Consider the following 11,991-nt stretch of genomic DNA (forward strand, 5'->3'; position numbering starts at 1 on the left):
ATAATTTTTTGTTACTTTTTGAGGTGAAGTTATGAATCAAGGGGAATCAAGGAGCTATGATAAGGAATTCAAGCTGAATGCGGTAAAGCTGTATCACAGCACTGGTAAAACGCTCTGTCAATTGAGCGAGGAATTGGGAGTTCCCAAGAGTACATTGGCAGGGTGGGTCCATCAGCATAACAAGGATGGTGCAGAGGCTTTCCCGGGCAAAGGATACCTGAAAGCGTCTGATGCTGAGCTCAGTCAATTGCGGAAAGAATTGGCGATAGCACGCGAAGAGAGGGATATCCTAAAAAAAGCCTTGGGCATCTTCTCAGTGGCCCGCAAGTAAAATACCAGTTTATGCAAAAGCATGCTGGGGAATTCAGCGTAGAGAGGATGTCCAACGTGTTAGGTGTATCCCGCAGTGGCTATTATCAGTTTATCAAGGCTGAGCCATCCAAGCGCTATTGTGAGGATGAGCGTTTAATATCTGAAATTAAAGAGGTTTATACCATAAGCAACCAAATTTACGGTAGCCCACGTATCCATGCTGAGTTACGAGCTAGAGGTGAGCGCTGTTCACGCAAACGGGTTTGTCGGCTAATGAAAGCAGCCCATATTGCGGCTAAGATGAAAAAACGATTTAAGGTAACCACAATAGTCGATCCAAAGGCCGCAGTGGCGCCTAATTTACTCAAGCAGAAGTTCACAGCCACTCGCCCTGATCAATACTGGGCAGCAGATATTACCTATATTCCGACCCAAGAGGGATGGTTGTATGTTGCTATCGTACTGGACCTGTTCTCTCGTAGTATCGTGGGGATGGATATGCAAGCTCACATGACCACCGAGTTAGTAGCCGCAGCATTACGCCAGGCAATAACACGGAGGAAGCCTGCTGCAGGTCTCATCCACCACTCCGACCGAGGCAGCCAGTATACCAGCAAAGGATTCAAGGCTGTATCGGCGCATCACCAGATAACGCTTAGCATGAGTAGTACGGGCAATTGTTATGACAATGCAGTAGCAGAGAGTTTTTTCCATACCTTAAAAACAGAGCACACCCACTTTGAACGTTTTGAGAGCAGAGAACAAGCCAAATTGAGCATTTTTGAATACGTAGAAGTGTTTTATAACCGACAGAGACGGCACTCAACGCTAGGCTATCTGTCTCCTGTAAATTTTGAAAAAAATTGGTTATCCCAGGTCGCTTAAGGTTTCTCTTCTCTGTGTCTAAAAAAAGGTGGCAAGATCAGTCATTAAATTTTTTGTAGAGGGAGGCCGATTTGCCAAATTGCTTCGGCAAGTCACGCCAAGGGCACCCTACATGCATTCGATAGAACATTCCCTCAACTTCCAATCGAAGATTGAGCTTGTCATAAATTCCTTCTTGAAGCATGATCGTTTTTAGCTTCGACCACTGCTCATCACTGAGCATTAAGCGGGGCATTGCAAACTCGTTTTTTTGTTGGTATCACAACGACAATATTACGAGTTTGCTCTTATATTTCAATAAATTATAGCGAAACCTCAACAGGCCCTAGTAGGCGAGCTACTTTCAAAGGTTATTAGCCTGGCTAGTAGGATTAACAGAGAAATCTCTCCAGCCCCAGCATTTTTGGTAGGTGGATCCTGCTCAGCTGCCGCCTTGATGGGAAACATGAGTGCATTTCACCAGACTCCAAGGGAAACAGAGTCAACTGATAACAGAAGTTGGAGTTGGACTAATCCCAATCACCCTACCATGATAGATAGGGGTTGTAGCTTATCACCATCGCTATAGGCCCGGTTATCCTGTCCAGTGGACGTTTGCTAGCAATGGTGGATCTGCTTAAAATTGAACATAAGCCCTTCTCCGGCAATCTAGTCAACGACCATTCAGTTAGGTGAGAAAAAACTGAGCTGGGGGTCCTGGTGAAGCTCCGCGGATCACGGAGAGGAAGGGATGTCCAGCAGCGAATACTTCTCCTCAAAGTTTTATAGCCGCAGTTGGATCTGTTCAACCAGGTGGTCACTGCCTTTAGTCAAAATTAAACAGGCGTGCTGGCGGGTAGGGAGGATGTTCTCGCTTAGATTAAGGCCGTTGGTACGCTCCCAAATCTTACAGGCGGTTGCAATCGCCAGTGCTCGCGGCAGCTGGGCATAGTGGTGGAAATGGCTGCGACTGTCACGAAAACCATGGTCACAAAACAGCAAGAACCGTTCGATATACCAGCGTTTGAGACGTGCTTCCGGCGCATCGATATAGAGTGAAAAATCCAAAAAATCAGCAATAAAGCGCTGAGAATGGTGGCAGCGGTCATCAGGTCGTTGTTGAAGTACGTTTAACCCCTCTAAAATCACCACTTCAGGGCACTCTAAGATCTGTTGCTGATCTGGAACGATGTCATAGAGGAGATGCGAATAGAGGGGCACCGGAATGGTTGCTTGACCCGCTTTCAAATCATTCATCAATTGCAGTAAGCGCGGCCGGTCGTAGGATTGTGGAAACCCTTTTTTATGTTGCAGATTGCGCGCTTGTAATTCGCTATTAGCGTAGAGAAAACCATCGGTAGTGACTAAAGCAACCTGGCGCTCCCGTGGCCAGCGGCTCAGCAGCCATTGCAGTATGCGGGCGCTGGTACTTTTACCCGCTGCGACACTGCCGGCAATCCCCAGGATATACGGTCCTGGGGGAAGGCAGCCCTGCTGCCCTTGAATCGCCTGCTGCTGGTGATAAGCGTCAATCTCGCTATTCAGTAGGCAGGCCAGTGGCCAATAGATCGTCCTGACTTCATTCAAGGAGAGGTGATCATTGATCCCTTGCAGCTGTGCAATCTCTTCTGCATTTAAAGTCAAGGGGATAGCAGTACTACAGCGGCTAGACCAAGCTTGCGGCGTATAGTGCTGATAGGGCGTGTGGTACGCTGACTGCTGCGCTACGGCTGCTAGGATCTGGGGGGCTGGCATGGCGTTGGCTGTTGACAAGAGGTCTTACAGTCGCAGAGTTTATTCAATCCTAAAGCGCTTAGTCCCCCACAGCTGCCTTGAAGCTTTTTTCGTTGTAGGAGATAGCCACTCGCCATGGCAGTTACGATGCCGAGCAGTAGCACAAAGGTTAATAGTAAGGTGATCATGAGTGCCCCTTATCCAGCGTCAGGTAGGGTTGGAAGGCTGTGGAGTAGTGCTCAGTAAAGCCTGTTGGGGTTTTGACCAACAGCAGCAGTGGGATCTGGTGTTGATTGGCCATGGCCAGCGCTTTTTCAGGACCTAAAACCGAGAAAGCGGTGGCGAGTCCATCGGCAGTCATGCAAGAGGGATGCAGCACCGTGGCTGAAACCAGGTGATGGGTAATGGGTCTTCCCGTGCGTGGATCGAGGGTGTGGGAGTAACGAATGCCTGCTTGTTCAAAGTAGTTACGGTAGTCACCCGAGGTTGCTAGCGCCCCCTCTCCTGGTGTGAGCAGTCGGCTAGCAGCTTGTGAGGGATCACTCGGGTTTTCAATGGCAATCCGCCACGGTTGCCGCTGGGGATTATGCCCTTTAAAGCGCATCTCGCCGCCAATAGTCACTAAATAGTGCTCAATCCCCAGGGAGGCTAGATAGTCTGCCAAATCATCCACTCCAAATCCTTTGGCAATGCCAGAGAGATCGAGTGCTAGTTGTGGAATCGGTTTACTGATACCAGTCGGATGTACCCCTAATTTATCTAACCCGATCCAGGCCCGGCACTGGCTTAAAGCTTGGTGAGTGGGAAGGCGCTCTTGCAGTGGGACGGGTGGGCCAAAACCCCAGAGATCGACTAGGGGGCCTAGCGTAATATCTAAAGCCCCTTCACTCAGCTGATGCAGACGCACCGCTTCGCGGATGACCAACAGGGTCTCAGGGGCTAGTGGAAACAGCTGATTGACGGCACGGCTGCGATTAAAACGACTTAATTCAGAGTCAGGCCGGTAGGTAGACATTAGATCATTGATATGCTCTAAGCGCTGTTCCAAGGCTTGTTGCACGGTTTTGGGGGGGGCTAAGTGGGGGTGATTTAAATATTTGACCACATAATAGGTTCCCATGGTCGCCCCCGAAAGCGATACCCATTGAGGCTGCTGACTGCGGCAAGCGTTTAAGCCTAGTAGTAGTAGGCTGAGCCGCAACCAGGAGACAGCAGCCTTCACTAGGGAGGCATCACAGAGATATTGCAGCCTAGCGTTCATCCAGTGTGTTCTAATAGGATTAACCTCCAAAATCATCTAGCCTGATTTGATCAGCTTCCACTCCGAGATCCTGGAGCATAGCGATTACGGCCTGATTCATCATCGGCGGACCACAGAGGTAAAACTCACACTCATCAACTGCCTCATGCTGTTGTAAATAGTGATCATAGAGGACTTGATGAATGAAGCCGGTATAGCCCCCCCACTGATCTTGCGGCTGGGGATCGGAGAGACTGACAAACCAACGAAAATTTGGGTGGCTCTGTTGAAGCTGATCAAACTCTTCGGTATAGAACATCTCTCGTTTGGAACGTGCACCATACCAGAAAGTCATTTTACGGTGTGTTTTCAGGCGCTTGAGTTGATCAAAGATATGAGAACGCATGGGGGCCATGCCCGCCCCACCGCCGATAAAGACCATTTCAGCACCACTCTCTTTAGCAAAGAATTCACCAAAGGGGCCTGAGATTGTCACCTGATCACCGGGTTTAAGCGACCAGATATAAGAGGACATTTGACCAGGGGGCAGTTGAGGACGCGCTGCCGGTGGCGTGGCAATCCGTACATTGAGCATGACAATTCCTCGCTCTTCTGGATAATTAGCCAGGGAGTAAGCTCGGCTAACGGGTTCATCCACGACAGAGTGATAGTCGAATAGTCGATGCTGTTCCCACTCTTCACGATAATGTGTGGGTATCTCAAAGTCACAATAGCGCGCCTGATGGGGTGGTGCTTCAATTTGAATATAGCCTCCAGCACGAAAGGGAATCGATTCACCATTGGGAAGTTGTAATTTAAGTTCTTTGATATAGGTCGCTTTACTGTCGTTAGAGATCACAGTGCAGTGCCACTTTTTAACACCAAAAATGGCTTCTGGAAGCTGTAATTGCATCGATTGCTTCACGCTCACTTGGCAGGCCAAGCGACAGCCGTTAACGGCCTCTCGTTTATTAATATGAGTCAATTCAGTCGGCAGAATTTTCCCACCGCCTTCTGGAATCATGATTCTGCACTGCCCACACGTGCCACCGCCGCCACACGCAGAGGAGATAAAGAGGCCACGGCTGGCTAAGACGTTGAGCAATTTACCACCAGCCGTGGTAGTAAAGGAGCGATCGGGGTGGCCCTGAATCGTTATGGTCACCTGTTCATTGCTAACCAGCTGGTATTTGGCCAATAGAATAATCACCACTAAAGCCAGGACCAGGGTAGTAAAAAGGGTTATCCCAAGCAGCATTTCCATGGGGTACTCCTGTTAATCAATTATAACTGGATGCCAGAGAAGCACATAAACGCCATGGCCATTAAGCCGGTGGTAATAAAGGTGATCCCTAACCCCCGTAACCCCTCGGGCACATTGGCGTAGCGTAGTTTTTCACGGATAGCGGCTAACGTCACAATGGCCAAAAACCAACCGAGCCCAGCCCCAAAGCCGTAAACCACGGACTCGGTAAAATTGTAATGCCGTTGTACCATGAAGGAGACGCCGCCGAAAATAGCACAGTTGACCGCAATCAGCGGTAGATAGATGCCGAGGGTCTGGTACAGGGCTGGGAAAAAACGGTCTAAGATCATCTCTAAAATCTGTACGATGGCTGAAATAACACCGATAAAGGTAATAAAATTGAGAAAGCTTAAATCGACCCCAGGGAGCAGTGCCCCCTCTCTCAGTAACCCAGCATAGATAAGATGATTAGCCGGGACTGAGAGGGTTAAGACCGCCGTGACTGCTACCCCTAAGCCAGCGGCGGTCGCCACCCGTTTGGAGACGGCTAACAGGGTACACATCCCGAGAAAGAAGGCGAGGGCCATATTTTCTACAAACAGCGCCCGGACTAGCAGGCTAAGGTAGTGTTGCATGATGACTTACTCCGACTCTCGCTGTTCAGGCTTATAAGTGCGTAGGGCCCAGATGAGCAGACCAAGGATAAAAAAGGCGCTGGGTGCCAGTAAAAACAGTCCGTTAGCTAGATACCATCCGCCATTTTGCAGCGTAGGAAGTAGTGTGAATCCTAATAGTTGACCGGAACCTATCACTTCTCGTAGAGCCCCTACTAATACAAGAATCAGGCCATAGCCCAGGCCATGGCCAATCCCATCGACAAAGCTCAGCAGGGGAGGTGACTGCATCGCACAAGCTTCTGCACGCCCCATCACAATGCAGTTGGTGATAATCAGGCCGACAAAGACCGAAAGCTGTTTAGAGAGCGGGTAGGCATAGGCCTTCAAGAGCTGATCGACCACAATCACCAAGGAGGCGATAATGGTCATTTGCACAATAATGCGCACACTATTAGGAATATGATGGCGAATCAATGAGATGCAGCTGCTAGAACAGGCGGTGACTAAAGAGAGTGCTAGCGCCATGACCAGTGCAGTCTCTAGCTTAGTGGTCACGGCCAATGCCGAACAAACCCCTAAGATCTGTAGCGCAATAGGATTATTGTCTATTAATGGATTCAGGAGCGCTTTTCTAAGAGAATTTTGTTTAGCCATGATTGAACAGTCCTCCCCGGATTTTAGCCAGAAATGGACCATAACCCAGGGGTCCTAACCAAAAGTTCAGTGTACCCTGCACTCCTTTGGTGGTGAGGGTGGCACCAGATAACGCATCGATAGCATGGGGATCAGCTCTATGGTTACCGCCTTTTTTGAGTTGGATGGCCAGTTGGCCTTGAGCATTAAACAGCTGTTTACCCATCCACTGTTGGCGCCACTGCAGATTATCGACCTCACCGCCTAACCCTGGCGTCTCGCCATGCTGGTAATAACTGAGTCCCTGTACCGTAGATCCATCCGCTTGGATGGCGATAAAAGCGTACATCATGGCCCATAAACCGTTGCCATAGAGTGGTAATATCACCGAATCGATCTTCCCAGAAGGCTGTCGTACCAGATAGATCCGCTGTTGATTAGCACGTCGTTGAATGTGGGCGAGATCTTCTTCTGGGGCCAAAGCAGTGCTATGTTCAGGGAGGCGGGCGGCCATTTGGTCATCCAATAGCCTCGCATCCTCTGCCATAAATTCTCCAGAGGCCAGATCGATTAAGCGAGGTTGTAGCCGTTGATGGAAGATCTCCATGATCTGCTCGGCGCTCATTTCGGGAGAGAGTAGTCCGGCGACTTGTAAAATCGTCCGTTGTTGATCCAGCTGTTGTTGTTGTCGCTGACGTTCTCGTAGCCCTACGGCGGTCCCTGCGACGACGATAGAGCAGATCAAACATAACAGCAGCACTACGCCTAGTGTTTTACCGGTACGCTCAGGGTTATTGGACACGTCGCTGCCTCCGCTTGATGTTTGCTTGGGCTACTAGATAATCCAATAGGGGGGCAAACAGGTTCGCAAACAGGATGGCCAACATGATCCCCTCTGGGTAGGCTGGGTTCACCACCCGAATCAAGACGGTCATGGCACCAATCAAGATACCGTACCACCACCTGCCACAGTCAGTAAAGGCCGCAGAGACCGGATCAGTCGCCATAAAGATTATGCCAAAGGCATAGCCGCCCAGTACCAGATGCCAGTACCAAGGCATCGCAAACAAGGGGTTAGTGTCAGAACCTATCCAGTTAAACAGCACAGAGAAGCTGCACATGCCAATCATCACGCCAGCCACAATACGCCAGGAGGCTAGTCGAGCCAGCAGGAGTACTACACCGCTTAGCAAGATAATCAGTGTGGAGGTTTCACCGATTGACCCCGGCATATAGCCTAAAAAGGCATCCAGCCAGCGCAAAGGTTGTGCCGTAAGAGGATCCAGCAGGGCAGCCTCTCCGCCACTAGCCCACTGTGACAGAGCGGTAGCCCCAGAGTAGCCATCAGCAGCGATCCAAACGGCATCTCCAGAGAGTTGGGCGGGATAGGAGAAAAATAGAAAAGCCCGGCCAGCGAGCGCTGGATTGAGGAAATTACGGCCGGTTCCCCCAAAGAGCTCTTTGGCAATGACCACCCCAAAACTGATCCCCAGGGCTGCTTGCCAGAGTGGTAGTGTCGGCGGCACAATCAATGCAAATAGGATTGAGGTGACAAAAAAACCCTCATTCACTTCATGCCGGCGTACCATGGCAAACAGCACTTCCCAAAAGATTCCGACTATAAAGATAGTGATATAGAGCGGTAAAAAATGGAAGAGACCCAGTAGCAGCTGACTGCCAACGCCAGCCCCCGGGAGTCTTAAAGAGGCGCCGAGTAGCTCAACCCAGTGATAGCGCCAATGGTGGCTAATCACCTGAGTCAATGCCGCATCACTGTAGAGATGATTCAGCGTCTGAAGGCTCTGTTGGCCGGTCATGTAAACGCCCCACAGCGCTGGCGGTAGTGCGGCCAACCAGACCCAGATCATCATTCGCTTTAAGTCGAGAGCATCCCGTACATGAGTGGTCCCTTGCGTGACTGCTCCGTTCGTGTACAGCAGCGTGGCGACTGCTTCATAGAGTGGGTGCCAGCGCTGATAGCGACCACCGGGGGCGCAATGAGGTGCTAGACGCTGTAACCAATGGTGGAGGCTCATCACCGATTACCCCTCTTTTTCAATGGTGGTCAGGAGCTGACGGAGTAGGGGGCCATAGGCCTGTTTCCCCGGGCAGACAAAGGTACAGAGGGCTAAATCCTCCTCTTCTAACTCTAGGCATCCTAGCGCTTGTGCCTGCTCACTGTCACCAATAATCAGTGCCCGTAATAACAGGGTGGGCAAGAGATCTAACGGCATGATACGCTCATAGGTGCCAATAGGCACCATCGCACGGGCATCCCCTTGTCGCGCGGTAGTGATATTGACGCTGTTGGGAGGGCTGAAATGGCTATAGGTGGTTCGAGTAATAGAAAATTTACTCCCGCCAGGGCGTACCCAACCGAAAAACTCCCCTTGTCGCCCCTCTAAGAGAACGGAAACCTGCTGGTGATAACGTCCGAGGAAAGCGTGCGGCCCGGTAGCCAGAGTTCCCTGTAGTACGGAACCCGAGATAATGCGGTTGTCACCCTGTTTCAACTGCTGGGTGGTGAGCTCCGTTAAATCGGCGCCTAGGCGGGTCCGTAGCAGCCGCGGCTGAATAACTTGTGGTCCCCCTAAGGCGATCACCCGATCGGTATAGAGCTCCCCAGTCGTCAACAGGTGACCAAGCGCAATCACATCCTGGTAACCAATATGCCAGACTGGCCGCTGCAGTGTGGCGGGGTGTAAGCAGTGGATATGAGTCCCGACTAAACCAGCAGGGTGTGGACCGCTGAACTCAGCTATCACGACTTGAGCGCTTGCCGGCTGCGGGATCAAGGCGCCTGAGGGTTGACAGAGGTATAAGGGTCCTGGGGTTAGTCTGGTGAGTAGCGTGATTCCATGGAGAAAGGCTTCAGGTTGCTCCTGGATAATGAGTGCGGGATCAGCCGCTAGTGGCTGGGTGTCGATGGCGGTGACAAAAATAGCGGCGGGTTGACTATCCAGGGCTGGCACATGGCCAAAGGGACGGGAACGTAGTGCTGTCCAAAGACCTGAGGCGATCAGCGTATCGCGAATTAATTGAGCGTCAAGCGTTGCCAACTGTTCTGGAGTGTAGTGCGCAAACGTGAGGGGTTCATCCTCCTCCACTTGGATAACCAAGGATTGCAGCACTCGTCTGGCCCCACGATGGAGGGCGGTGACAATACCCCCGGCAGGCGCAGTATAGCGGACACCAGGGCTATTTTTGTCGAGAAAGAGTAACTGTCCTTTTTTGACACGTTCCCCTTCGGTCACTTGGAGCAGCGGCCGTAGGCCTGGGATCTCCTCTCCCAGCAGCGCGACTTGGCGGATCACTGGACCTTGGTCAATATAGGGTTGAGGCTGACCCGCGATAGGCAGATCTAAGCCCTTCTTAATGGTGATCCTCATGGGTTACCCACTTCTGTTTTTGCGTGGTACTGGGTTCATTGAAAGGTCGATAAGTCGTGCTGGGCACTATCGACTCAATACAGTGAGATCACCTGGAATAACGGCTAACAATTATAGCACCACTGCCTCATAAGCAAAGGGAAAGGCTAGGATTACTCAGTAAAAAAAACAGGCCAAACCCTCTAATAACCACCGCTTGGTTTATCGGGCGCAGGGTGGTGAGGACGGAGGAGATCCATCACACTGCTCCCATTCCTGTTGGTTGTAGGTATGCAGGGAGAGAGCCTGCAGCGATCCTATAGGTTTGAGTAGCGGTTTTAACACTTGATAAACGGCACGGTGTCGTGCTAGGCGGGATTGACCGGAAAAACCAGCACAAACGAGCACCACTTTAAAATGGCTTTCAGGGCCCAACCTGCCTTGATGTTGATGGCTTTGATTAATGACTTGGAGTACCTGCGGATCAAATGTGATCTGCAGTGTGGTGGTGATCATGGCTTCAATAGTCATAGTAGGGGTATTCAATGGCCCGCGAACTGTTTTAATCACTATACTATCGCCAACAACAAAATTGAACAGCCCGGAAACATTCTGGAGGAGGACTCTTCTGTTATTGGGGCTTATCCTCCAGCGGGGGGGCTCTATTTTCTGAGGCTAGAGAAGGCTCAGAGGTCTGGTTCAAAGCGGTTTTTAGCGCTGGATCAGGCGGATTGGGTTGGCCATGACTGAGGGGTGATCGCCTGGAGAGATTCTCACGACCGCGCCTAGGGCTAGTTGCTAATTCATAGCCTAACGGCGTCAGTGGTAGTTTCCGCTGATTCATTAAGCGGGGAGGGCGACTTGGGGCGTTAGGGTTGGAGAGTGTCTGTTGACGTTGTTGGACTATCGCTTGATCACAGGCGATGGTTTCTGTAGTGGTCATCCGATTAGGTACGGATGAATTGGCTTCAGGAGCGGCATTCGTGGGTTGGCTTGGTGAAGGGGCAGAGGTTATCCGGGCTTCAGGCGCCATAATCGTGATCTCCCAGTAACTGGCAAGGATAGGTCCTTTTTTAAACATTAAGGAACCCGTGAACAATAGGATTAAGTCAATTCAGTATTGACGGTGCGGTATTTCTCTATTTGAGGGGAAATAACTGTGATTGATAAAAAACTTTACCAGGACCACTGTTAGGTGGCAGCGAATGGGTCTAACTATAGGACCTGCAGAGAGGAAAATGCAAGGAGAAAATTTTTAATAAAACTTAATATATTCAGTAAATTACAAAAAAAATGCCCTCAGAACTGATCGAAATAATGACGGATTCTTCACGGAGGATAGTGTTTTTTTAAACGGTATAAAAAACAACAGATGAGACCACAGACAAGAGGATTAATCGTGGAAGTTAGTGAATTGCAGGGGCTGTTCTAGCACTGTTTGTCGTAGGAGGCTCATGATCGCTTGCAAGGTATTACGTGATTTATCGATCACGCGCACCTGTTTATCTTGAATATTGGCTTGCGCTTTGGGATATTCCGTTTTAATCAGCTTTACTATCTTTTTAGCCAGTAGGCTATCGATGCCCTGCTTAAAGGGTATCTCAAAACTCCACAGTTTGCCGCTATGCGTAGGCTGAGGTGGGATAGTACAGGCACTTCGTTCAATACCACGTTTACTCAACTGATCGTACAAAATAGCTAGCAATTGCTGTAGCTGAAAATCAGATTCAGTAGCGATTTTAACCGTTTCAGCTTTTTCATTGAGTTCAACTGAGGTAGTCACTTGACGGAAGTCCCAGCGATTGGCCACTTCACGTTGTACGTTAGCTACGGTATCACGGATCACTTGCCGGTCGACTTCTGAGATGATATCAAACGAGGGCATTGATAGAGGTTCCTTGCTTAAGGGAGGTAGCGTCACTACGATGCTGCAGGTTGACGCCGGCGCCAGCGTCATTATAAAGGAAGAGCCTTCGG

General features: G+C 50.3%; 14 protein-coding genes and 1 pseudogene. 2 read left to right on the top strand and 13 right to left on the bottom strand.

Going from position 1 to position 11,991, the window contains the following annotated elements; all coding sequences use genetic code 11:
* The first annotated feature begins 31 nt into the window (after window positions 1–31).
* Window positions 32–331 carry a transposase gene (locus NL324_RS05105; protein WP_253305847.1) on the top strand — a complete coding sequence of 100 codons (300 nt, stop codon included), beginning with the start codon at window positions 32–34 and terminating at the stop codon, window positions 329–331.
* Entirely contained in the window at window positions 259–1,197 is a 939-nt protein-coding gene (locus tag NL324_RS05110) for an IS3 family transposase (RefSeq protein WP_253307079.1), read from the top strand. The genes NL324_RS05105 and NL324_RS05110 overlap by 73 nt, the downstream gene beginning before the upstream one ends.
* 43 nt (window positions 1,198–1,240) lie before the next feature.
* On the opposite strand, the pseudogene NL324_RS05115 reads toward NL324_RS05110, so the two are convergent.
* The 13 genes and pseudogenes from NL324_RS05115 to NL324_RS05175 form a co-directional block, all read right to left on the bottom strand.
* Window positions 1,241–1,432, bottom strand: a pseudogene (locus NL324_RS05115) (transposase); the annotation flags it as partial.
* 527 nt (window positions 1,433–1,959) lie between these two features.
* Complete coding sequence (gene coaA / locus NL324_RS05120) at window positions 1,960–2,931, bottom strand: type I pantothenate kinase (protein ID WP_253306591.1); 972 nt, start codon at window positions 2,929–2,931, stop codon at window positions 1,960–1,962.
* On the bottom strand, window positions 2,910–3,098 hold the full coding sequence (gene nqrM / locus NL324_RS05125) for a (Na+)-NQR maturation NqrM (protein WP_253306592.1): 189 nt from the start codon (window positions 3,096–3,098) through the stop codon (window positions 2,910–2,912). Before nqrM ends, coaA begins: the two co-directional genes overlap by 22 nt.
* A complete protein-coding gene (locus NL324_RS05130) occupies window positions 3,095–4,171 on the bottom strand; it encodes an FAD:protein FMN transferase (protein WP_253306593.1) in 1,077 nt (358 codons plus the stop codon). The genes nqrM and NL324_RS05130 overlap by 4 nt, the downstream gene beginning before the upstream one ends.
* A 19-nt stretch (window positions 4,172–4,190) precedes the next feature.
* Window positions 4,191–5,414, bottom strand: coding sequence for an NADH:ubiquinone reductase (Na(+)-transporting) subunit F (gene nqrF, locus NL324_RS05135; protein ID WP_253306594.1), 1,224 nt, complete (start codon window positions 5,412–5,414; stop codon window positions 4,191–4,193).
* A 20-nt stretch (window positions 5,415–5,434) separates the two neighbouring features.
* On the bottom strand, window positions 5,435–6,031 hold the full coding sequence (gene nqrE / locus NL324_RS05140; RefSeq protein WP_253306595.1) for an NADH:ubiquinone reductase (Na(+)-transporting) subunit E: 597 nt from the start codon (window positions 6,029–6,031) through the stop codon (window positions 5,435–5,437).
* Between the two features lie 6 nt (window positions 6,032–6,037).
* Window positions 6,038–6,667, bottom strand: a complete 630-nt coding sequence (locus NL324_RS05145; protein WP_253306596.1) for an NADH:ubiquinone reductase (Na(+)-transporting) subunit D — start codon at window positions 6,665–6,667, stop codon at window positions 6,038–6,040.
* Window positions 6,660–7,448 (bottom strand): Na(+)-translocating NADH-quinone reductase subunit C, encoded by a 789-nt coding sequence (locus tag NL324_RS05150; RefSeq protein ID WP_253306597.1) that lies wholly within the window; start codon window positions 7,446–7,448, stop codon window positions 6,660–6,662. Before NL324_RS05150 ends, NL324_RS05145 begins: the two co-directional genes overlap by 8 nt.
* Window positions 7,438–8,682 carry an NADH:ubiquinone reductase (Na(+)-transporting) subunit B gene (locus NL324_RS05155; RefSeq protein WP_253307133.1) on the bottom strand — a complete coding sequence of 415 codons (1,245 nt, stop codon included), beginning with the start codon at window positions 8,680–8,682 and terminating at the stop codon, window positions 7,438–7,440. The genes NL324_RS05150 and NL324_RS05155 overlap by 11 nt, the downstream gene beginning before the upstream one ends.
* A 6-nt stretch (window positions 8,683–8,688) precedes the next feature.
* Complete coding sequence (locus NL324_RS05160; protein ID WP_253306598.1) at window positions 8,689–10,035, bottom strand: Na(+)-translocating NADH-quinone reductase subunit A; 1,347 nt, start codon at window positions 10,033–10,035, stop codon at window positions 8,689–8,691.
* A gap of 201 nt (window positions 10,036–10,236) precedes the next feature.
* On the bottom strand, window positions 10,237–10,560 hold the full coding sequence (locus NL324_RS05165) for a BolA family protein (protein ID WP_253306599.1): 324 nt from the start codon (window positions 10,558–10,560) through the stop codon (window positions 10,237–10,239).
* A gap of 85 nt (window positions 10,561–10,645) precedes the next feature.
* The gene (locus tag NL324_RS05170; RefSeq protein ID WP_253306600.1) at window positions 10,646–11,095 is read right to left on the bottom strand and encodes a hypothetical protein; all 450 of its coding nucleotides are present in this window, start codon (window positions 11,093–11,095) and stop codon (window positions 10,646–10,648) included.
* Window positions 11,096–11,407: 312 nt separating this feature from the next.
* Window positions 11,408–11,899 (bottom strand): YajQ family cyclic di-GMP-binding protein, encoded by a 492-nt coding sequence (locus NL324_RS05175; protein ID WP_253306601.1) that lies wholly within the window; start codon window positions 11,897–11,899, stop codon window positions 11,408–11,410.
* Window positions 11,900–11,991: the final 92 nt, after the last annotated feature.

It is taken from the genome of unidentified bacterial endosymbiont (assembly GCF_918320885.1).
Classification (GTDB): Bacteria; Pseudomonadota; Gammaproteobacteria; order Enterobacterales.

What these genes read in the sequence shown, in the direction of transcription:
- NL324_RS05145 (WP_253306596.1), bottom strand. Translation starts at nt 6,667, where the DNA reads ATGGCTAAACAAAATTCTCTTAGAAAAGCGCTCCTGAATCCATTAATA.
- nqrF (WP_253306594.1), bottom strand. Translation starts at nt 5,414, where the DNA reads ATGGAAATGCTGCTTGGGATAACCCTTTTTACTACCCTGGTCCTGGCT.
- coaA (WP_253306591.1), bottom strand. Translation starts at nt 2,931, where the DNA reads ATGCCAGCCCCCCAGATCCTAGCAGCCGTAGCGCAGCAGTCAGCGTAC.
- NL324_RS05175 (WP_253306601.1), bottom strand. Translation starts at nt 11,899, where the DNA reads ATGCCCTCGTTTGATATCATCTCAGAAGTCGACCGGCAAGTGATCCGT.
- NL324_RS05155 (WP_253307133.1), bottom strand. Translation starts at nt 8,682, where the DNA reads ATGAGCCTCCACCATTGGTTACAGCGTCTAGCACCTCATTGCGCCCCC.
- NL324_RS05105 (WP_253305847.1), top strand. Translation starts at nt 32, where the DNA reads ATGAATCAAGGGGAATCAAGGAGCTATGATAAGGAATTCAAGCTGAAT.
- NL324_RS05130 (WP_253306593.1), bottom strand. Translation starts at nt 4,171, where the DNA reads ATGAACGCTAGGCTGCAATATCTCTGTGATGCCTCCCTAGTGAAGGCT.
- nqrE (WP_253306595.1), bottom strand. Translation starts at nt 6,031, where the DNA reads ATGCAACACTACCTTAGCCTGCTAGTCCGGGCGCTGTTTGTAGAAAAT.
- nqrM (WP_253306592.1), bottom strand. Translation starts at nt 3,098, where the DNA reads ATGATCACCTTACTATTAACCTTTGTGCTACTGCTCGGCATCGTAACT.
- NL324_RS05160 (WP_253306598.1), bottom strand. Translation starts at nt 10,035, where the DNA reads ATGAGGATCACCATTAAGAAGGGCTTAGATCTGCCTATCGCGGGTCAG.
- NL324_RS05170 (WP_253306600.1), bottom strand. Translation starts at nt 11,095, where the DNA reads ATGTTTAAAAAAGGACCTATCCTTGCCAGTTACTGGGAGATCACGATT.